An 18,263-nucleotide genomic window follows, 5' to 3' on the forward strand; every position below is an offset into this window, starting at 1 on the left:
GCAGGTCAGATTTCCAGCGCCCAAGTATGCGGTTTGTGTTGTTTCTGCTTTGTGGGCGGGCGTGTTGGAAACGGGAAGGGGTGTATCAGGACTCAGACGTAGACTCAGGAAACACACAACTGAACGTCGATCCCTTGCCCGGTGTGGATTCGATATTGAGCATGGCCCGATGTTGCAGCAGGACATGTTTGACAATCGCCAGGCCCAAACCGGTGCCGCCGGTGGCGGAGCTGCGCGCAGCGTCCACCCGGTAGAAGCGTTCCGTCAGCCGGGGAATATGCCGGGCCTCAATGCCGATACCGCTGTCGCGGACGCTGAAGTAACGGTTTTGCCCGTCCTCATGCCAGCGGATGAAGATTTCTCCCCGTGGCGGCGTGTACTTGATGGCGTTGGTGACCAGGTTGCTGAAGGCGCTGCGCAAGTCCGCCTCCGTGCCCACCAGATTGGCGGCGGACTCCACCTGCAACACAATGCGGTGTTCCTTGTCGGGGTCATAGGCCTGCGCCTCGGTGCGCAATTGCTCCAGCAAGGGCGCCATGAACACGGTTTTCGGCGCGCTCTTGTGGCCGTCACTTTCCAGCCGGGACAGCAGCAGCAGGTCGTTCACCAGATTGGTCATGCGCACGGCCTGTTGCTGCATCTGCTTCAGGGCGCGTCCCCAGCGCGGCGGCATTTCGTCCGGGTTGTCGGAGAGCGTTTCCAGATAACCGCTCAACACTGTCAGCGGCGTACGCAGTTCGTGCGAGACATTGGCGACAAAATCGGTGCGGATCTGTTCCAGTTGGTTGAGCCGCGTAATGTCATAGGCAATCAGCAGGCGGTCATTGTGGCCGAAGCGCGTCAGCTCGAATTGCAGGAAGCGGTCGGGGCTGACCCATGACGGCAGCTTCAGGCCTTCCGGAGTGGGGTGCTGGTACTGGCGGATAAATGACGGGTCGCGAATCAGGTTCAATACCGGCTTGCCCGCGTCTCCCGGTTTGAAGCCCAGCAGGCGTTCGGCTGCGGGATTCCACCACTCCAGCGCCCCGTGGCTGTCGACCATGGCCACAGCCTCTTCCAGCGCGGAAATGGAGGTCCGGGCGCGGGCAATAATGCCCAGCAGGTTCGTGCGCGCGGAATCCTCATTGCGTCGCAAACGGTAAACGGTATCGGCGATATCTTCCCAGATACCGGACAGATGGTCGGGCGGCGGCTCGCCGGGCGGTTTTTTCAGCCAGACGTGAAGGTGGTGCAGGCGTTGCAGATGGATGATGACAAAGACCAGCAGTCCCAGGAACAGTCCCAGGCCCACCAGGTTGAAAAACGCCGCCGGAATGGCGAATACCGCCAGCAGTTGCAGCAGGAAAAACAGTTGGCGGCGGAGAAGGAGTGTCACGATGCGGTTTGCCTTCCGGGGTCGGGTTTGACGGAGAAGCGGTAGCCGGTGCCGCGCACGGTCTGGATGAAGCGGTCGAAACCGTGCGGTTCCAGCGCCTTGCGCAGACGGCGGATATGTACGTCAATGGTGCGGTCTTCGACATAGACATTGCCGCCCCACACCTGGTCCAGCATCTGGGCGCGGGTATAGGCGCGTTCCTGATGGCTCATGAAAAACGCCAGCAAACGGTACTCGGTGGGGCCCATTTCCACTGCATTCTCGTGAGCGGTGATGCGATGGCTGACCGGATCCAGCTTCAGCCCTTCCACGTCAATGGCTTTTTCAGCGCTGAGCGCGGAAGAGCGACGCAGGACGGCGCGGATGCGGGAGACCAGTTCACGGGTGGAGAAAGGTTTGGTGATGTAGTCGTCGGCCCCGGCATCCAGACCCTGGATCTTGTTGTCCTCGTCACCGCGGGCGGTCAGCATGATGACCGGAATTTCATTGAGGGTCTCGTCGCGTTTCATGCGCCGGCACAGTTCAATGCCGCTCATGCCGGGCAGCATCCAGTCCAGCAGCACCAGGGCAGGGCGTTCATCCACAATTTTGTGATGCGCCTGCAAGGCATCTTCTGCTTCCAAGCATTCAAAGCCTGCCAGATCCAGGGCTATGCCGATCATCTCGCGGATGGCTGCTTCGTCGTCGACAATCAAGATGCGTTCACTCTTCACGACCGGCTCCTGTGCCTGTGACATGCGATAGTCCTATTAGATGTCAGCGATATTGCAGAAATATTGCAAGGTACAGGTATTCACGTGTGCGGCCGTCGATAACCACGAACTATCTAAGGATATGTCAAATTCACCGCAGCGCATAGCCAATGGCCAGTCCGGCAAACAGCACCATACCCGCCTTGTGGTTGTTGAGGAAGGCTTCGGTGCAGTGGATGGCCACGCGGTCGCGGCTGTGGCGGAATTGCCACACGAATAACCCGCCGGCGATGCCGACCGCCACCGGCCAGACCGGACCCAGACGCAGCGTCAGGCCTAACAGCGTCATCATGAGCAGGAAGAACCCTTGCAACCCGCCAACGATGGCCAGGTCGAAACGGCCGAAGAGGATGGCAGTGGACTTGATGCCTGCCTTCAGGTCGTCGTCGCGGTCGGCCATGGCGTACTGGGTGTCGTAGGCCACGGTCCACACCAGATTGGCGGCATAGAGCAGCCAGCACAGCAGCCCCGGCGACTGGTCCTGGGCGACAAAGGCCATCGGAATGGCCCATGAGAACGCGGCGCCCAGCACCACCTGCGGCAGGTAGGTGAAGCGCTTCATGAATGGATACAGGCTGGCCAGCGCCAGTGCGCCGAAGGACCAGAAGAAGGTTTGCAGGTTCAGGAAGGGCAGCAGGGCAGCGGCGCAAAGGATCAGTGCGGCAAACAGGTACAAGGCCTCCCGCGAGGGCAAGCGGCCGTCGGCGATGGGGCGGCCTTGGGTGCGGGTCACCTGGCCGTCAAAATCACGGTCGGCCCAGTCATTGATGACGCAGCCAGCCGAACGCATGATCACCACACCCAGCGTAAAGATCAGCACGATATCCCATGCCGGTTTGCCGTTGCCGGCAATCCAGACCGCCCATAACGTCGGCCACAGCAACAGCCAGATGCCGATGGGGCGGTGCAGGCGCATGACTTCGGCATAGAGGGGCAGACGTTGTTTCAGGGAGTAAGCGGACATGGGCGGGGAACAGGCGATGGGAAGTCGGCGCTGATTTTAGCGCATCTTCCCGGCTTGCGCCGCCTTGAACAGCGCTGGCAGGAATTGTTCCCGCACCAGCAACGGCCGACCGTCATAGTGGAAGCAGGAGTGGCGCTGCCAGCAGCCGCCTTCACGCCGGATTTCCAACGGCCCCCGGCGGGCGCGGCCTTTGAACAGCAGGGTGCCCAGCGAGCGGGAACCCAGATAGCGCAGGCGATGGCCCTTGCCGCGCAGGGTATTTAGCGGAATGACGCTGCGGGCCTTGACCCAGACTTCGTCCCGGCCCAGCAGCTCCACCTCGCGGATACGGGCCACCAGTCGCGTTGGCATCCGCAGTGCGGCGCGTTCATCGGCATGGGGACGATGCCAGCCTTCGTGGGTCACCCGCACCCGGAAGCTGCCTTGGCTAAGCCGCACCAGTGCGGCCGTCAGTGAGCCTTCACAAAGCAGCCAAGGCTGTTGCGCCGGTGCGGGACGGGCCAGCCAGTAGCGTTGCGGCGGTAGCCAGGCGGAGGATTTAGGCATGAGTCTGGACTGTGGGTGGGTGCGCAGAAGGATGCCGAGAGCGCCGGGCGAATGCAAGCTTTCATGTAATAGCAAAAAGCTATCAATAATGAATGTTCATTTAATTGGATTGAACGGGGGAACGGGCTTAATCTGGCTTCAACAGGGCAGACCGCCCGAGGCATCACGAGGAGAGACACATGAACACGCACAATTCCAAAACGCTCACCGCCCGGAACCTGGAAGGCGCTTTTGCCGGTGAATCCATGGCCTTCATGAAATACAGCTACTTCGCCAAGCTGGCCCGCGCCATGGGGGACGAAGACACCGCCAAGGCCTTTGAGGAGACTGCTTCTCAGGAAGTGCAGCATGCTTTCGGGCATCTGGACTTGCTGTATCCGTCGGCCGAATTGACACCCGCGAAGATGCTGGAAATCGCGATTGCCGGTGAAACCTACGAATACACTGAAATGTACCCTGAATTCCGCGATACAGCTGTGGCAGAATCACAACCGGACGCGGTGCGGGAGTTCGAAGAGCAAATCGCCGAGTCGCAGGAGCATGCCGGGGCTTTCCGCAAGGTGCTGGAAAAGGCGGCCAAGCGCTTCGCCGCGCTGGCCAAGGTGGAAGAGCGTCACGCCAACCACTACCGTCAGCGCCTGAACGAGGTGCAGGGCGGATAAGCCGGAGAATGGCAACGGATTGCCGGACAATCAAAACATCGATCACTGTGACAGTGTGATAAATTAATCTTGTCTGACAGGATGAAACCAGCCAAGATTCCGTTCCATGCCGGAAGCTGGCTTTAACCCGAATTTTCCAAGAGGTGCAACATGAAAAAGTGGCAATGTATCGTTTGTGGTTTTGTCTATGACGAAGCGGTCGGCATCCCCCATGAAGGCATTCCCGCCGGCACCAAGTGGGAAGATGTGCCAGACGACTGGGTCTGCCCGGATTGCGGCGTCGGCAAGGAAGACTTCGAGATGGTTGCACTGTAATCGTCCTGCTTTGTCCCCCTCTCCCCTTGTGGGAGAGGGCAGGGGAGGGGGGTGCTGCGGTGACTCTGGAGTTACCGTAGTGTCCAGCATCTTTCCGCACCCCTCTCCCCGACCCTCTCCCACATGGGGAGAGGGAGTTTTATTTCCCTCCACAGGTAATTCCCATGTCGCTTGTCATCATTGGCTCCGGTCTGGCCGGTTACAACCTCGCCCGTGAGTGGCGGAAACTCAATCCCGATGCGCCGCTGGTCATCCTCACTAGGGACGACGGCCGCAACTATTCCAAGCCCATGTTGTCCACCGGTTACACCAAGGGCAAGACCGCCGACCAGCTGGCGATGCAAACGGCCGAACAAATGGCCGGGCAGCTTAAGGCGGACATCCGCACTCACGCCAATGTCACCGCCATTGATGCGGCGACGAAGACGGTGACGGTGGACGGTTCAACCCTGTCTTACGACAAGCTGGTGCTGGCGCAGGGCGCCGATCCGTTCCAACCGCCGATGGCCGGTGACGGCCTGGAGCGTGTGCTGACGGTGAATGATCTTGAAGGCTATGCCCGCTTCCAGGCAGCGGCGACCGGCAAGAAGCATGTGATTGTCATTGGCGGCGGCCTGATTGGCAGTGAATACGCCAATGACCTGAGCAACGGCGGCTATGCCGTGCAACTGGTGGAGCCGGTGGGCCGGGTGCTGCCCGCGCTGTTGCCGCCGGTGGCGTCCGAAGCGGTAGGCGCTGCGTTGGCCGGTCTGGGCGTGACCTTCCATTTCGGGGTCAGCGTGCAGGCGGTGAATAAAGAAGGCGAGGGCGTGCGCGCCACCTTGTCGGACGGTCGTGAGATTACGGGTGATCTGGTGTTGTCGGCGATCGGCCTGCGGCCGCGCGTGGCGCTGGCGAAGGATGCTGGGCTGGCGGTGAACCGTGGCGTGGTGGTGAATCGCGAGTTGCAGACCAGCAACCCGGATATCTATGCGCTGGGTGACTGTGCTGAGGTCGAGGGCCTGGTTTTGCCTTACGTGCTGCCATTGATGGCGGGCGCCCGTGCGCTGGCCAAGACCCTGAGCGGCCAGCCGACGGCGATCGTTTACCCGGCGATGCCGGTGCAGGTGAAGACGCCGGTGTGCCCGGTGGTGGTGTCGCCGGTGGCGCCGGGTGTGGCCGGGGCGTGGGCGGTGGATGCGCAGGATGGCAGCAGTGTGTGCGCCTCGTTCCGCAATGCCGACGGCCAGTTGCTGGGATTTGCCCTGACCGGCAGCTTTGCCGGGGATGCGGCGCTGAAAGCGCAGTTGGCGAAGGAAGTGCCGGCGATGCTGGCGTGAATCGCGGTTGAGGTGACGCAAAACGCTCCTTCGGGAGCGTTTTGTTTTTCAGGCTGTTTTGACGACCTGAAAGCCGGGCCCGATCATCGGCATCACCTGTTTGGGCGACAGCGGCTCTCCGCACTCCGAACAGACCATCACCGGCCGGAATTTATGCCCGCAAGGCTGGTGCAAGTATTCAAGCGGCGCTCCCCGTCCTTCATCCAGCCACTTGTCGCCCCAGCTTACAAGAGCCATCAGCACCGGGTATAGATCGCGGCCTTGTTCGGTCAGCCGGTATTCAAAGCGTTCGGGCTTTTGCTGGTAGGGGACTTTTTGCAGCACCCCGGCCTCCACCAGTCGTTGCAGGCGTTCGGCCAGTACGTGCCGGGTGACGCCGAGATTGGTCTGGAAATCATCAAAGCGCTTGATGCCCAGAAAACAGTTGCGCAGCACCATCAAGGTCCAGCGATCGCCCAGCACTGCCAAGCTTCGGGCGATGGAGCAGGGGATGTCACCAATGTCTTGCCATTTCATGGCGTGGTTTCCAGAGGTGGGGGATTTTCAGCATTATACGCCGTCATCATTTTCCGCGAAATGAGATAGTTCCGGTTTGGAACTGATTGCCGACAGGCGGGGTTTTTCCGGGTGCAGACTCAAGGCTTGGACAAGACGCCCGTGACTTTGCCCGAAGCCCAGTCACTGTTCCAGACGTTACCGGTGCCGTTGAACACGTTCATGCTGTATTCCCCGCTCAACTCCAGCGTCTTGCCATGCCAGACGCCGTTCAGGTCCACCACCAGTGGTTGCTGCCGGGGGGAAACCTTGCGGTTCAGGTCGCGCAGGTTGATGTGGATTTTCGAGCCGTCGCGGTTGGAAGCGCCGGAGATTTCAAACTGCATGCGGTAGCCTTCTTCATCGGTCATTTCCGCCGTGCCGTTGAAGGCGCCGCGCTTGGCGTAGTACTGGCCACGTTTGCCGTCCATGGGGTCGTGGCGGATTTCCAGCGTGAAAGGACGCTGGCCGATGCCCGCGTAAGCCAGGCGGCCTTGCCAGCGGCCGGTGAGGGTGGGCTCGCCGCGCAGTGAATGCGCCCATGGCGAGGCCAGCGTGTCGCGCAGCAGTTCCAGGCCGGTGGGCAGCCACGCTCCCAGAATCACCACCACGATAACGCCGATGATCAATACCGGCTTCGATAATTTCAGGCTCATGCCGGGTTCCTTGCATTCATTACGGTAGCACCAGTTCCACGCGCCGGTTCTGCGCCCGGCCTTCCAGCGTGGTGTTGTCCGCCACCGGCCGCGCCGCGCCAAATCCGTTCGGGGTCAGTCGTGACGCCAGTGCCGGTTCCAGCTTCACCAGTGCTGCCTTTACCGCCTGCACTCGCGCCAGTGACAACGCCTGATTGGCGGCAGCGGCCCCGATGTTGTCGGTATGGCCTTCCAGCCGTAACGGCCCTGCCGTTTTCCTGAGTAAAGCAACGATGGTTTTCAACGCCGTGGACGACTCCGGCTTCAGTGTGGCCGAACCGAAGTCGAAATACAGGCCGGGCAGTGTGATGCGCTTGCGCTGGGTCAGTTCGGAGTTCAGCGTCGCCGCGTCATCGGCCTTGGGCCAGTCGATGCGCACCACGCTCAACGTACTCTTGCCGATGCTCCAGCGCAGCGCCAGCGGGTTCTGCTCGTCGTCCAGGAATACGAAGGAAGCGGGGATGCGTCCCGCGCCGTTGGCCGTGAATTCGCCCTGTGCGGCAATGGCGGGCAGTTGCTGCACGCGGCCGTTGACGATCACCGGCACGGTCAGGGACTTCAGCTTCTTCAGTTCACCCTTGAACTCGGCTTCGCCTTCGGTCAACAGGTTGGCCAGTCCCAGCGCTCTGTCCTGACCGGCGGCGGCCGGGAAGATGCTGACGCTTTCCACTAGCCGGAACGGGCTTTTGCCCTGTTGCTTCAATTGCCGCAGCACTTGGGTGGATGCGCCGAGGGCGGTGGTGCCGGGATAGTCTTCCTCGACGCCGGTTTCAAACATTTGGCGGTAGGTGGTGGCTTTTTGCAGGTCGGCGTCGCTTTGCAGGCGCAGGCTGTCCACGCGTTCGGTGCTGCCGGCGGCGCGGCCGGGCGGGAAGGTGGCTCGATAGGTGATGCGCCAGCCTGCGCCTTGCCGGGCGTCCAGCCGCTTGGTGGACTCGTAGTCGCCACGGCCGGGCTCCAGCAGGGCGGTGGTGACGGTGAGACCGGGCGTCAGGGGGACGGCAACCGCGGCGGCGGCGTGCAGGTTGGACAGCCACAGGCCGGCGGTCAGGGCGAGGAGGGGTTTCAGCATGATCCTTCCGGGTTGCAGATCTTGATTTTCAGTTGATAAAAGCCCTCAGCGATATTGTTGCCTTGCTTGTTCTTCGCTGTACCTTCCACTTTGAGGGCATTGCCCTCCTTGACAACGGGAAATTGCAGCGGAGCCCCCTTGGAAACGCGGGTGAAGAAGAAATTAGCTTCTTTGTAGGGTAGCTCAAAAGTTGTCGCTACCGGGATCATATTCGTGAGGGGCGAAATAAATACATAAACAACTCGCGCCACAGCATTGTAGTCACTGGTTGCAGGGCTGATACGCAGGGTTAATACTCCTTTGACGATCTCGCCCTCTACCGGCACATAAAAAGAGTACGGTTTGAGGAAAGTGGCGGCGACTTTACCTTCCACATCAATGGGCTTTTCCTCGCTGCCAGCCATTGTCCCCTCTTGTGCCGAGCCACTGGCAAACAACTGGGGACGAGGCAGCAGCACCCGTTTGAACTTGATGGCGCTGTTGGTCAGCCCTGGAAAACCAATGCGCATTGAATCTTCCCACAGCGTGAATTTGGTGGCTTGGCCCATGAACTCTCCTTTCACGGACGAAGCTTCCCCGGAGTTGGCATTCTTGGGGTAACGCAACTCCAGCTTTCCGGAGTAATGGATATCATAGTTCCACCAGACCTCCCCGGTGGAGCGGGCGAAGAAGTCGGCATGCATGAAGCCCTGAATGGGGCCGGACATCCGTTCACAACTCGCGTTAAACAGGCGGTCAGCCGCAAATGCGGCCGCGTCTGCCAGAAGACCGAAAACGGAACCCCGGGCGGTTTCCTTGGCGGCCAGTTTGAGCACCGTTTTATTGCCGCCCCATTTGCCTTTGGCGGCGGCTTCGGTGAAGGCAATAGCCACCTTGGTCGATTCGCCAGCGGGGAAGCCGAAGTTTTTGGAGAAGGCCTTGGCTTTGTCGTCGATGGTTTTTGCCACCTGCGCCGCTACATAGTCGACGGCGACTGACTTGATGGCATTGAGCAGGCCGCCTGTCAGGTTCAGCAAGGCGGCTGCATAATTGAATCCTTCCTTTAGTCTCTCCAGATTTTCACACTTGATATTCGCATGCTTGCTCTTGGCCAGTTCACGGCTGATGCGCTCCCGCTCGGGCCGGGCCAGTTTGGTCCAGTCATCCAGTTTCTTGGCAAAAGGCAGCAAGGCAGGACGCAGGCCGGGATCTTGGCGCGCCGCCGCCGGCAACGGTTCCAGCAGGCCGTCAATGTCCCCGGCATCGCGGGCGGCTTGCAGCAGCTGCGGTTTCAGGGTACTCCATTTGGCCTTGAGTTGTGAGGCTTCCGGGGTGGTGGGCAACAGGGCGACCTGGGAGTCGATATCGGCCGCCACCTTGCGGATCTCGGCTTCAATCTTGCGCGCCTCCTGGCCAGCCTCATCAATTTCGTTCAGCGGTTCCATCACGGCGACGGTGAATACGCCTTGACCGGTCACACGCCCGCCAGGAGAAACAACCCCGATTTTGTATTCCCCGGCCCAAGTTGTGCCCCGGAAATTCACGCTGTAATCGCCATTGGTGGAAGGGTTGACCCGCAGATCCACCGGTGGTTTGCCACCCGGCGGGGAAATGCGCACTGTCACCGCCCCTTTGGCATCCAGCGGCGCAATGCCGCTGACGGTGACGGCCTCACCCGGCTGCACCGCCGGCGGGGTCACCAGCACGGTGACGGTCGCCTTGACCGGGGCTTCGTCGGCCACCGCCTGCCAGGCGGAAACCGCCAGCCACACCCCGGCCGCCAGCCGGAGCGCCCTGTTCATAACGCCACCACGATCTTGCGCGCCAGGGCTTCCAGTCTGGCGCCGGTTTCCGGGTCGCCGCCCATGCCGATCACCGACAGGTTCAGCACCACCCGGCCTTTACGCACCACCAAAGAAGTCTGGCCGATCATGTCGGTATTGCCTTTCATCAGCCGGGCTTCATCACCCAGACCGTCCAGGGTCTGGCCTGATTTCTTGGTGGTCTCGCCCATCTGGTCATTGACCATCTTGTTCAGCTTGCCGGGCAGTCCGGCAATGGCGCGAAAGACATCAATGGCCATGGCCTCATCGTCGTTGTCGCTGAGGTTGACCATCAGAGTGGTGAAGGATCCGGCGCTGGCGGTGCTGTTATAGGCGCAGAGCTTGGGCTCGTCGCTCATCACCGCCATCGGCTGGGCGGTGACCGCCTGCGCATCCGCCGCCGAGACCAGTAAGCAGGGGGTGGGTAATGGTTTTTGGGCCGCAGCAGTGTCAATCGGTTGATCAGGCTCGCCGAAAGCGGGCAGGTCGCCGGGTTCGGGAGCTTCTTTTTTCTGCTCACACGCGCCCAGCATCAGGGTCAGCATCAGCAGCAAGGTGGTGCGCAAGCAGGCGGGCATGGCAGTGACTCCGGTCAGAGTTTGGGGGCGGTGACGCCGCGATAGCGGATGTGGGTTTTCACCTTGTCGCCGGTCTGGGCATAGGGCAGGCCATCCGCTTTGCCGACATGCAGGGTGGCCGCCGCCGCCGGTGCGCCAGCCATTTCCACGGTGTAGTTAATCATTCGGGTGGGAATGCCATCGATGGTGGAGTCGCCGCCATCCTTGCACTTGGAGAGCTTGATCTGGCCGCTATTGATCTGTGCGACCACTTGCTGTTCCGCCTTGGCGAGATTCACCGGGGCTTTTTTCCAGCGTTCGCCGTTCATGCGCATGTAGGATTGGCCGCCAGCCTGGATGGCTTCCATCTTGAAATTGCCGGGGCTGACTACGGTGACGGTTTCCCAGGCGGGGGCGGCGGCGCGGGCCAGGCTGGACTTGATGACCGGGGCGCAGGCGGGATCGACCCCGGCCATGGCGGCGGACGCCAGGCTCAGGCCCAGCAGCGTGGTGGAAATACGGATCAGTGCATACATGGGGGAAAGTCCTCGTGGCTTGTTGTTGTCTTTGCATGGCGTTGGGGCGCCCCGCACGTATTAGCGGGGAGTCTTGAAGGTCCAGGTCCAGATGCCGCCGGACTTGTCGATGACCCAGGGGTTACCGAGGTTGTCCACCGCCACCTTCATGGCGGCACCCTTGACGATTTTCCAGCCGGAAGCACTCCACTGGAAGATCTGGTTGCCGCCGTCACCTCCGGCGGCGCAGCCGATGACCCAGGCATGCGGGCCGTTGGCGGCAATTTCCACCGCACAGCCCGGCTTCATTTGCCATTGCGAGGATGTGCGGTCAAAGGTGTAGATTTGCCGGTCGCGATTGATCATCCAGACGGTATCGCCCACCGCGACTTTCAAGGCGCCGTTTTTGGAGGGCAGGGTTTGCCAGGTGCTGACATCATAATCACCGGGTTTGCCACCGGCCACCACCGGCGTCAGGTTGTCCGCCCGCTGGATGACGTAGCCGCCGGAGGCCCGGTCACAGTTGACGGCCCATAGATCGGGCCGCGTGCTGGAGGCGATTTCCTGGACGCAGCCCGGTTGCCGGGCTCCGGAGCCGCGCCACAGCCCGCCGTTCTTGTCGATGATGAAGGGCGTCAGCGCATTGCCCAGGTCGGCGATTTTCACGCCAGCCCCCGGTTGCAGATCCCATTGGGAGCCGTTGCGGCGGAAGATCTGGAAACCGCCCGGCCCGCCGGCGGCGCAACCCACCACCAGCGGTTTGCCGAATTCAGCAACGGAGATTTCGCGGGCGCAGCCGTCAACGGCTTTCCAGTCGGTTTGCTGGCGGACGACCAGGGGATTGGCGGTGGCGGCCGTGCAGGCCAGAAGACTGGTCAGGCCGATGGCGTGACGGAGAGAAAACCCGGACATCCTGTGTACCTCGTTCCTGAGGGGTGGCGTGGCGGCTGTCGGGGTCGTCAGACAGTCATTGTAATGATTATGGTTAACGCTGGGTTCGAGATTAGCCTCGTTTGGGTGGTAAAACAATCTGCATCAGGCGTGAAAAGATTCTTCCTTTCCTCCTACAACTCCAGCATCGGTTCCAGCACCTCCACCGCCTTGCCGAAACCGCGCAACCACCACAGTAATTGCGAGGTATTGCGCACGGTCGCTTCCACTAGCAGGCGTCCGTCATCCTGTTCGGTAATCGTCTGGTCGGTGCTCAGCTGGCATTCATGCAGGTGTTCACCCGCCCTAGCTTCAAACAATGCCCGCAGCCGCACCGGCTCCCCCTGGCCAAAGCCCATTGCCCCGCTTTCCAGATAATCATCGACACTGAAGCCCTCAGGGGTAACTGCTGCCGTCTTCAGCACCTCCGCGTTGACAAAGCGGTGCAGCGCAAACAAGCGGATTTTCTCCATGCTGTCGGCCCGGGTCGCCACCAGGTAGATCACCGGCCCGCGCTGCACAATGGCCAGCGGATTCAGGGTGTATTCGGCGGCGGTTTTGTCATAGCGTCGCTGGTAGCCGGCCTGCAACTGGCGGTTGGCCAGCAGCGCCTCATACACCGATTGCTGGGCCTCACGCGGCACGGTGGGCGGAATCAGCGGCTGCGTCGGCGGGATAATGCGCACGCAATCCAGCCAGTGGCGGCCCTGGTTGCTGTCGCTGAGGTTCAGCGTGCGTTGCGCCATGTCGAACCAGGGCCGCAGTTCATCCAGCAGGCTGGGCGGCAGCAGGTGACGCAAATGGTCTTCCACCATCAGGAAGGTCACGGCCTGGCTGGTGGTAATGTGCGGCAGGCTGGAAATCTGCGCATCGGCGCGCCAGCGCCAGCCCTGGGGCGAGGCATTGTTGTGTTCCAGCGGAAAGCGTTCGGCCAACTGGTTCAGGTCGCGCTGGATGGTGCGCAGGCTCACTTCGACGCCGTCTTTCACCAATGACTTCATCAGGTCGGTGGTGCCGATCCACTTGCCTTGCGGCAACCGCTGCAGAATCAGCCATTGTCGATGTAGGCTGCCGGCTTTTTCCTTGCTCATCATGAGGATTGTCTTTTAATAATGCCGTTGAAGTGGCTGGAAATTACTCCGCCTGTTCGCAGAACTCAAGCCTGAAATCCTGTTTGCACGACAGTTTATGACGCACAAACCCGCGCGACACAGGCGGTCGCTGAGCAGGTTTCAACCACTGCCGCCTCGCAATCAGACTTTGCATAATGGTCCTGCACAAACTTCATGCAGGAGAAAAAGAACATGATGCTGTCCATGCTGATTCTGGGAGCCTCCCTGTTGTTGATGTCGCGGTACCGTGTCTGGCTGGCCTTTGCGGCGGGGGGCGTGATTTTTGCGGCGGCGATTTGCGCCATGATGCGTCTGGTGGCGTTGATATTGCCCGACGAGTTGTCGGTTTTGGCGGGTGTACTGTCTTTCATGATTGTGACAGGTTTCATATTCTTGATGGTGGCGGCGTCGGAAAAACAAGCGGCGCGTTAGTGCTTATCCAGGGTTTCAGGGAGATGATGATGACCGGGTCCGGTGAAGTCATATTGGTGGAAGAGGATGCTGTCTGTTTTACACAGACCGGGGATTGTCCGCGCAGCTGGAGCGCCTTGCGCCCCACGGAAGATACGGCGGTGCGGGTATGCGGCACCTGCGGCCGCACCGTGCTTTTTTGCGGCAGCAAGGAGGAGGCCTATTCCAGAGCTTCCGAAAAACAGGCGGTGGCAACACCGCTGTTCAAGTCGTCCGTGGCGACGACTCCGCAGTTTCGCGCGGCCTGAGCCTTCCGCCGCAGCAGCTTGGCGCGCAGCGCCGGGGGAATGACCTCCGGCCTTCATCCTGTGGTTGACTTCCCCATATTTTCCCAAGGCGCTACCGTCGTTGTCGTTTCCCGCGTAGGCTTTTGGCTCACCTCCGCTATAATCCCCTCAAATTTTCCCACCGGAAGTCTTCCGCCATGAAGCGGCCCCTGCTGCTGTTGCTGACCCTTGCCTGTTCCGTCCTGGTCCAGGCGGCCGAGCGTCCCAAAGTTGCGCTGGTGTTGTCCGGCGGCGGTGCGCGTGGCATTGCCCATATAGGCGTGCTGAAGGTGCTGGAAGAAGCGCGGGTGCCGGTGGATTGCGTGGTGGGCACCAGCATGGGCGCCATTGTCGGCGGGGCGGCGGCCACCGGCATGACGGCCGGAGAGATGCAACAGCGCGTAGAAGGGGCGGACTGGGACTACCTCTTTGGCGACAAGCCGCACCGCCGGGATATTCCCTATATCCGCAAGCGTGACGACGGCCAGGACTATTTCGACTTCACGCTGACCCTGCGCAATTTCTGGCCGGTGGCCCCGCGCAACCTGGTAGGCGTGCATTACATCACCCAGTTTTTCCGGGAGCTGACCGGCGGTCTGGAAGTGGACCGTTTCGATCAGCTGCCCATTCCCTATCGCGCCATTGCCGCCAACATCGAAAACGGCGACACCGTCATTATGGACGAGGGCGACCTGCCGCTGGTGATGCGCGCCAGTATGAGCGTGCCGGGTGTTTTCCCCCCTGTTTCCTACAAGGAGCAGATGGTGGTGGACGGCGGCATTGTCAAGAACATGGGGGTGGATGTGGGCCGCAAGCTTTGCGGCGACGCGGTGGTGGCCGTCAACGTCTCCTCACCCAATGCTGCCAAGGACAAGCTGGAGTCTTTGTTTGCGGTCAGTGAGCAAACCATCAACATTGCAGTGCAGAAGGACATGCAGGCGCAGATTGCAACGCTGGGCAAGCGCGACGTGTTGATTACCCCGGATCTGAGCGGCCTCACCTCCACCGATTTCAACGAAGCCAAACGCATGATTGATGCCGGTGAGAAGGCTGCCCGCGCCATGCTGCCCGGCTTGCGGGCGCTGGCGCTGAGCCCGGAGGATTATGCCGCGTGGCGGGCCGGGGTGGAGGCGCGCAAGCCGCAACACCGGCAAGTCGGCCGGGTGGAAATCACCCCGACGCGCTGGGTGAGCAAGGAAGTGCTGAAATCGCTGCTGGATGTGCGCAAGGGTGAGCCGCTGGACCAGCCGGAACTTCATCACAGTATCGACCGTATCTATGCCCGGGGTGATTTTGTCCGTCTGACCTACCAGTTGTTGCCTTCACCGGACGGCTCGTTGCTGCGCATCATTCCCATTGAAAAGGACGGACGTGACTTCCTGCGGCTGGGCTTGAAGCTGAATACGGACTTTTCCGGGGATTCCGGTTTTGGCCTGAAGGCGAGCCTGCGCCGCACCTGGTTGAACAGCTTGGGCGCGGAATGGCTGACGCAGGGGGAAGTTGGCGAAACCCGTAGCCTGCGCACGGAATTCTTCCAGCCCACGGTGCTGAACGGAGCATTTTTTGTGGCGCCGTGGGGCGATTTGCGTGATGAACCGCGAAATGTGGTGATCGATCATGAAAAAGTGGTGGGTAATCGCGTCAAGCGGGTAGGTGGTGGGGTCGATTTCGGTTCGGAACTCGACAAGTGGGGGGAGGTGCGCTTTTATCTGAAAGGTGAGCATGTGAAATGGACCTCCGCCTTGCAGACCGTGTTTCCGCTGGTGGGGGAGACCTATACCCAGGCGGGATATGGCCTGAAGCTGATCTATGACCAGCTGGACAGCCCCCGTTTCCCCCGCAGCGGCAATTGGGTGAAGCTGGACGCCTTTACCACCGATACTGGGCTGGGCAGCGACCGCCATTACAGCAAGGTGTCGCTGGACTGGCGTCGCGCCTTTACCGGCGGGCCTTATACCTTGTTCCTGACCGGGCGCGGTGGCAGTGCGCTGGGCAGCACCTTGCCCTATGCCGAGGAATTCCAGCTGGGCGGCCCCATGAGCCTGTCGGCCTACCGTCCCTCTGAGTTGGCGGGCGACACCTTTTTCCTGACCCGGGTGCTGGGTTACCGGCAGGTGCGGGAGATGCCGCCGGTGCTGGGCGGCGGCGTCTATCTGGGGGTGGTGGCGGAGGCGGGCAATGCCTTGCCGGACACCGAATGGCATAGTGAACTGTTCAGTCATGCTGCCTGGAGTGTGGGCGGTGTGCTGGCGGCGGATACGCGGCTGGGGCCGCTGTACCTGACCCTGGCGCAGGGGAAGGGCGGCCGGCGCGCGGCCAGCCTGACGCTGGGCATCGGCTACTGACCGGTTCTGTCGCTGCGGTGGTCGATCCGGTACTTGGGCTTTGTCTTTTGACCTGCTACATTCCGGAATCACACCCATTCAACGTATAAGAAAAGAAGGTTACGGCATGAATCAATTCCAGCTCATGTTGCTGTTCATGGCAACCCGCATGCGTTATCTGGCTTCGCATGACGCCGGTTTCATGGCCATGCTGCACAACCGCAAGTCGGTGATCCAGTTGCAGACGGCGGATGGCCAGACGGTGCGTTATTTTTCCATCAAGAACCGCCGGGTCTATTCCCGCGCCAAGGCGCATGCCAAGCCGGATTTCACGCTGACCTTCAAGGATGCCGAATATGCCTTGAAAACCCTGGCCAAGGCTTCGCCGATGGCCTTCATGAAGGGCATGCAGGCCGGTGATATCAAGATGGAAGGTGATTTCAGCCTGTTGATGTGGTTCAACAACGCCGCCAAGTTCCTGCAACCCAAGCTGCCGAAGCCGGTGCGGCAGGTGGTGAAGTGGGTGAAGGGGCAGCAGAAGCGGGGGAAGGAAGGGCGCAAGGCGGCTTGATCCTGATGGATCGGCTCCATACGTGCGCCACAGCTTTCCTTTCCACATTCCGGCCGGATTCCTCGGAGTGACTCCCCATCAGTGTCACTCCGAATTGACGCACGCCGAATTCGACTTTTCCCTCTCCTTTCTGTAGAATCCGCCGCATTTGCAAGCGAGAAGATTCAGGGACAGCGGCGATACCCATCACCGTTGAGTCTAGGTCTGTCTCGCTTTTTTGCAGGCGCTGCCCGACACGGCCCTGCAAACGCCTGCGTCTGTCCCAGTTCCGTGCGGAGGTTCTTTTGCGTAAGCCCGCCATTCTCGCCCTTGCCGATGGCAGCATCTTCCGGGGTATTTCCATTGGTGCCGATAGCAGCACCAGCGGTGAAGTGGTATTCAATACGGCCCTGACCGGCTATCAGGAAATCCTCACCGACCCCTCCTATTGCCAGCAGATCGTCACCCTGACATACCCGCATATCGGTAATACCGGTATTAATGATGAAGACGCCGAGTCCGCCAAGCCCTGGGCGGCCGGTCTAATCATTCGCGAACTGTCGATGATTCCCAGCAGTTTCCGCAACCAGGAGTCGCTCAGCGACTACCTGACGCGTCATGGTATCGTCGGTATTGCCGATATCGACACCCGCCGCCTGACCCGCATCCTGCGTGAAAAAGGCGCGCAGAACGGCTGCATCATGGCCGGTGACAACATAAGTGAAGAAGCCGCGCTGGCCCAGGCCCGCGCCTTCCCCGGACTGAAGGGCGCCGACCTGGCCAAGGTCGTGTCCGTGACCGAAAGCTATGCCTGGACCGAAGGCAGCTGGCAGCTCGGCAAGGGCCACGTGACCCCCGCCGAAGCCCCGAAGTTCAAGGTTGTTGCCTATGACTTCGGCGTCAAGCGCAACATCCTGCGCATGTTGGTGGACCGTGGCTGCGACGTGACCGTGGTGCCCGCGCAGACCCCGGCGAAAGATGTGCTGGCGCTGAACCCGGACGGCATTTTCCTGTCCAACGGCCCCGGCGACCCCGAGCCCTGCACCTACGCCATCGAGGCCATCCGCGCCTTCCTGGAAACCGACATCCCCGTCTTCGGCATCTGCCTTGGCCACCAGCTGCTGGCTCTGGCCTCCGGCGCCAAGACGCTGAAGATGAAGTTCGGCCACCACGGCGCCAACCACCCGGTGCAGGATCTGGAAACCGGCCGTGTGATGATCACCAGCCAGAACCACGGTTTTGCCGCCGATGAGGCGACGCTGCCTGCCAACCTGCGCGCCACGCACAAGTCGCTGTTCGACGGCTCGCTGCAGGGCATCCACCGCACCGACAAGCCGGCGTTCAGCTTCCAGGGTCACCCTGAAGCCAGCCCCGGCCCGCACGATGCGGACGGCCTGTTCGATCACTTCATCGAGCTGGTGCAGGCGCGGAAGTAAAGTTTATACCCCTCTCCCCAACCCTCTCCCGTCCCGGGAGAGGGCGCTTCAAGCGGAAAGGGTTGC

20 protein-coding genes are annotated in these 18,263 nt (G+C 61.1%); 8 read left to right on the plus strand and 12 right to left on the minus strand.

Annotated features, from left to right (window positions below):
• Window positions 1-85: 85 nt before the first annotated feature.
• The 4 genes from phoR to Q7T36_RS04485 all read right to left on the minus strand — a co-directional run bounded on the left by phoR (window position 86) and on the right by Q7T36_RS04485 (window position 3,637).
• On the minus strand, window positions 86-1,375 hold the full coding sequence (gene phoR, locus Q7T36_RS04470; RefSeq protein ID WP_304844481.1) for a phosphate regulon sensor histidine kinase PhoR: 1,290 nt from the start codon (window positions 1,373-1,375) through the stop codon (window positions 86-88).
• Window positions 1,372-2,088: a phosphate regulon transcriptional regulator PhoB gene (phoB, locus tag Q7T36_RS04475; protein WP_304844977.1), complete on the minus strand. Its 717-nt coding sequence runs from the start codon at window positions 2,086-2,088 to the stop codon at window positions 1,372-1,374. The genes phoR and phoB overlap by 4 nt, the downstream gene beginning before the upstream one ends.
• Before the next feature lie 130 nt (window positions 2,089-2,218).
• Window positions 2,219-3,091 carry a 4-hydroxybenzoate octaprenyltransferase gene (gene ubiA / locus Q7T36_RS04480; RefSeq protein WP_304844483.1) on the minus strand — a complete coding sequence of 291 codons (873 nt, stop codon included), beginning with the start codon at window positions 3,089-3,091 and terminating at the stop codon, window positions 2,219-2,221.
• A gap of 36 nt (window positions 3,092-3,127) precedes the next feature.
• A complete protein-coding gene (locus Q7T36_RS04485) occupies window positions 3,128-3,637 on the minus strand; it encodes a chorismate lyase (protein ID WP_304844486.1) in 510 nt (169 codons plus the stop codon).
• 179 nt (window positions 3,638-3,816) lie between these two features.
• On the opposite strand from Q7T36_RS04485, the gene Q7T36_RS04490 reads away from it, so the two are divergent.
• The 3 genes from Q7T36_RS04490 (at window position 3,817) to Q7T36_RS04500 (ending at window position 5,933) form a co-directional block, all read left to right on the plus strand.
• Window positions 3,817-4,299, plus strand: a complete 483-nt coding sequence (locus Q7T36_RS04490; protein ID WP_304844488.1) for a rubrerythrin family protein — start codon at window positions 3,817-3,819, stop codon at window positions 4,297-4,299.
• Window positions 4,300-4,449: 150 nt separating this feature from the next.
• Window positions 4,450-4,614, plus strand: a complete 165-nt coding sequence (locus Q7T36_RS04495) for a rubredoxin (protein ID WP_130410991.1) — start codon at window positions 4,450-4,452, stop codon at window positions 4,612-4,614.
• Between the two features lie 164 nt (window positions 4,615-4,778).
• On the plus strand, window positions 4,779-5,933 hold the full coding sequence (locus Q7T36_RS04500; protein ID WP_304844493.1) for an FAD-dependent oxidoreductase: 1,155 nt from the start codon (window positions 4,779-4,781) through the stop codon (window positions 5,931-5,933).
• Between the two features lie 48 nt (window positions 5,934-5,981).
• Here the strand turns inward: Q7T36_RS04500 and Q7T36_RS04505 are convergent, their stop codons facing one another.
• The 8 genes from Q7T36_RS04505 to Q7T36_RS04540 all read right to left on the minus strand — a co-directional run bounded on the left by Q7T36_RS04505 (window position 5,982) and on the right by Q7T36_RS04540 (window position 13,138).
• A complete protein-coding gene (locus Q7T36_RS04505; RefSeq protein ID WP_304844495.1) occupies window positions 5,982-6,449 on the minus strand; it encodes a helix-turn-helix domain-containing protein in 468 nt (155 codons plus the stop codon).
• A gap of 119 nt (window positions 6,450-6,568) precedes the next feature.
• Complete coding sequence (locus tag Q7T36_RS04510; protein ID WP_304844497.1) at window positions 6,569-7,123, minus strand: hypothetical protein; 555 nt, start codon at window positions 7,121-7,123, stop codon at window positions 6,569-6,571.
• A gap of 19 nt (window positions 7,124-7,142) precedes the next feature.
• A complete protein-coding gene (locus Q7T36_RS04515; protein ID WP_304844499.1) occupies window positions 7,143-8,234 on the minus strand; it encodes an OmpA family protein in 1,092 nt (363 codons plus the stop codon).
• Window positions 8,228-10,015: a hypothetical protein gene (locus Q7T36_RS04520; protein ID WP_304844501.1), complete on the minus strand. Its 1,788-nt coding sequence runs from the start codon at window positions 10,013-10,015 to the stop codon at window positions 8,228-8,230. The genes Q7T36_RS04515 and Q7T36_RS04520 overlap by 7 nt, the downstream gene beginning before the upstream one ends.
• The gene (locus Q7T36_RS04525; RefSeq protein ID WP_304844503.1) at window positions 10,012-10,614 is read right to left on the minus strand and encodes a hypothetical protein; all 603 of its coding nucleotides are present in this window, start codon (window positions 10,612-10,614) and stop codon (window positions 10,012-10,014) included. Before Q7T36_RS04525 ends, Q7T36_RS04520 begins: the two co-directional genes overlap by 4 nt.
• A gap of 14 nt (window positions 10,615-10,628) precedes the next feature.
• Window positions 10,629-11,129 carry a hypothetical protein gene (locus Q7T36_RS04530; protein ID WP_304844504.1) on the minus strand — a complete coding sequence of 167 codons (501 nt, stop codon included), beginning with the start codon at window positions 11,127-11,129 and terminating at the stop codon, window positions 10,629-10,631.
• 60 nt (window positions 11,130-11,189) lie between these two features.
• Window positions 11,190-12,020 carry a hypothetical protein gene (locus Q7T36_RS04535; RefSeq protein WP_304844506.1) on the minus strand — a complete coding sequence of 277 codons (831 nt, stop codon included), beginning with the start codon at window positions 12,018-12,020 and terminating at the stop codon, window positions 11,190-11,192.
• 152 nt (window positions 12,021-12,172) lie between these two features.
• Window positions 12,173-13,138, minus strand: coding sequence for a YafY family protein (locus Q7T36_RS04540; RefSeq protein WP_304844979.1), 966 nt, complete (start codon window positions 13,136-13,138; stop codon window positions 12,173-12,175).
• Between the two features lie 204 nt (window positions 13,139-13,342).
• Between Q7T36_RS04540 and Q7T36_RS04545 the strand changes: the two genes are divergently transcribed.
• From Q7T36_RS04545 to carA, 5 genes are all read left to right on the plus strand, one after another.
• Window positions 13,343-13,582: a hypothetical protein gene (locus Q7T36_RS04545; protein ID WP_304844508.1), complete on the plus strand. Its 240-nt coding sequence runs from the start codon at window positions 13,343-13,345 to the stop codon at window positions 13,580-13,582.
• A 29-nt stretch (window positions 13,583-13,611) separates the two neighbouring features.
• Complete coding sequence (locus Q7T36_RS04550; RefSeq protein ID WP_304844510.1) at window positions 13,612-13,869, plus strand: hypothetical protein; 258 nt, start codon at window positions 13,612-13,614, stop codon at window positions 13,867-13,869.
• 176 nt (window positions 13,870-14,045) lie between these two features.
• Window positions 14,046-16,232: a patatin-like phospholipase family protein gene (locus Q7T36_RS04555; protein ID WP_304844512.1), complete on the plus strand. Its 2,187-nt coding sequence runs from the start codon at window positions 14,046-14,048 to the stop codon at window positions 16,230-16,232.
• Between the two features lie 106 nt (window positions 16,233-16,338).
• Window positions 16,339-16,782: an SCP2 sterol-binding domain-containing protein gene (locus Q7T36_RS04560; protein ID WP_304844514.1), complete on the plus strand. Its 444-nt coding sequence runs from the start codon at window positions 16,339-16,341 to the stop codon at window positions 16,780-16,782.
• A gap of 284 nt (window positions 16,783-17,066) precedes the next feature.
• Window positions 17,067-18,197, plus strand: a complete 1,131-nt coding sequence (gene carA / locus Q7T36_RS04565; RefSeq protein WP_304844516.1) for a glutamine-hydrolyzing carbamoyl-phosphate synthase small subunit — start codon at window positions 17,067-17,069, stop codon at window positions 18,195-18,197.
• Window positions 18,198-18,263 lie beyond the last annotated feature (66 nt).

The organism is Fluviicoccus sp., from assembly GCF_030646115.1.
GTDB lineage: Bacteria > Pseudomonadota > Gammaproteobacteria > Pseudomonadales > Moraxellaceae > Fluviicoccus.

Excerpts from the sequence above, each read along its gene's own strand:
- ubiA (WP_304844483.1), bottom strand. The coding sequence starts at position 3,091 with ATGTCCGCTTACTCCCTGAAACAACGTCTGCCCCTCTATGCCGAAGTC.
- Q7T36_RS04485 (WP_304844486.1), bottom strand. The coding sequence starts at position 3,637 with ATGCCTAAATCCTCCGCCTGGCTACCGCCGCAACGCTACTGGCTGGCC.
- Q7T36_RS04490 (WP_304844488.1), top strand. The coding sequence starts at position 3,817 with ATGAACACGCACAATTCCAAAACGCTCACCGCCCGGAACCTGGAAGGC.
- Q7T36_RS04495 (WP_130410991.1), top strand. The coding sequence starts at position 4,450 with ATGAAAAAGTGGCAATGTATCGTTTGTGGTTTTGTCTATGACGAAGCG.
- Q7T36_RS04500 (WP_304844493.1), top strand. The coding sequence starts at position 4,779 with ATGTCGCTTGTCATCATTGGCTCCGGTCTGGCCGGTTACAACCTCGCC.
- Q7T36_RS04505 (WP_304844495.1), bottom strand. The coding sequence starts at position 6,449 with ATGAAATGGCAAGACATTGGTGACATCCCCTGCTCCATCGCCCGAAGC.
- Q7T36_RS04510 (WP_304844497.1), bottom strand. The coding sequence starts at position 7,123 with ATGAGCCTGAAATTATCGAAGCCGGTATTGATCATCGGCGTTATCGTG.
- Q7T36_RS04515 (WP_304844499.1), bottom strand. The coding sequence starts at position 8,234 with ATGCTGAAACCCCTCCTCGCCCTGACCGCCGGCCTGTGGCTGTCCAAC.
- Q7T36_RS04520 (WP_304844501.1), bottom strand. The coding sequence starts at position 10,015 with ATGAACAGGGCGCTCCGGCTGGCGGCCGGGGTGTGGCTGGCGGTTTCC.
- Q7T36_RS04525 (WP_304844503.1), bottom strand. The coding sequence starts at position 10,614 with ATGCCCGCCTGCTTGCGCACCACCTTGCTGCTGATGCTGACCCTGATG.
- Q7T36_RS04530 (WP_304844504.1), bottom strand. The coding sequence starts at position 11,129 with ATGTATGCACTGATCCGTATTTCCACCACGCTGCTGGGCCTGAGCCTG.
- Q7T36_RS04535 (WP_304844506.1), bottom strand. The coding sequence starts at position 12,020 with ATGTCCGGGTTTTCTCTCCGTCACGCCATCGGCCTGACCAGTCTTCTG.
- Q7T36_RS04545 (WP_304844508.1), top strand. The coding sequence starts at position 13,343 with ATGATGCTGTCCATGCTGATTCTGGGAGCCTCCCTGTTGTTGATGTCG.
- Q7T36_RS04550 (WP_304844510.1), top strand. The coding sequence starts at position 13,612 with ATGACCGGGTCCGGTGAAGTCATATTGGTGGAAGAGGATGCTGTCTGT.
- Q7T36_RS04555 (WP_304844512.1), top strand. The coding sequence starts at position 14,046 with ATGAAGCGGCCCCTGCTGCTGTTGCTGACCCTTGCCTGTTCCGTCCTG.
- Q7T36_RS04560 (WP_304844514.1), top strand. The coding sequence starts at position 16,339 with ATGAATCAATTCCAGCTCATGTTGCTGTTCATGGCAACCCGCATGCGT.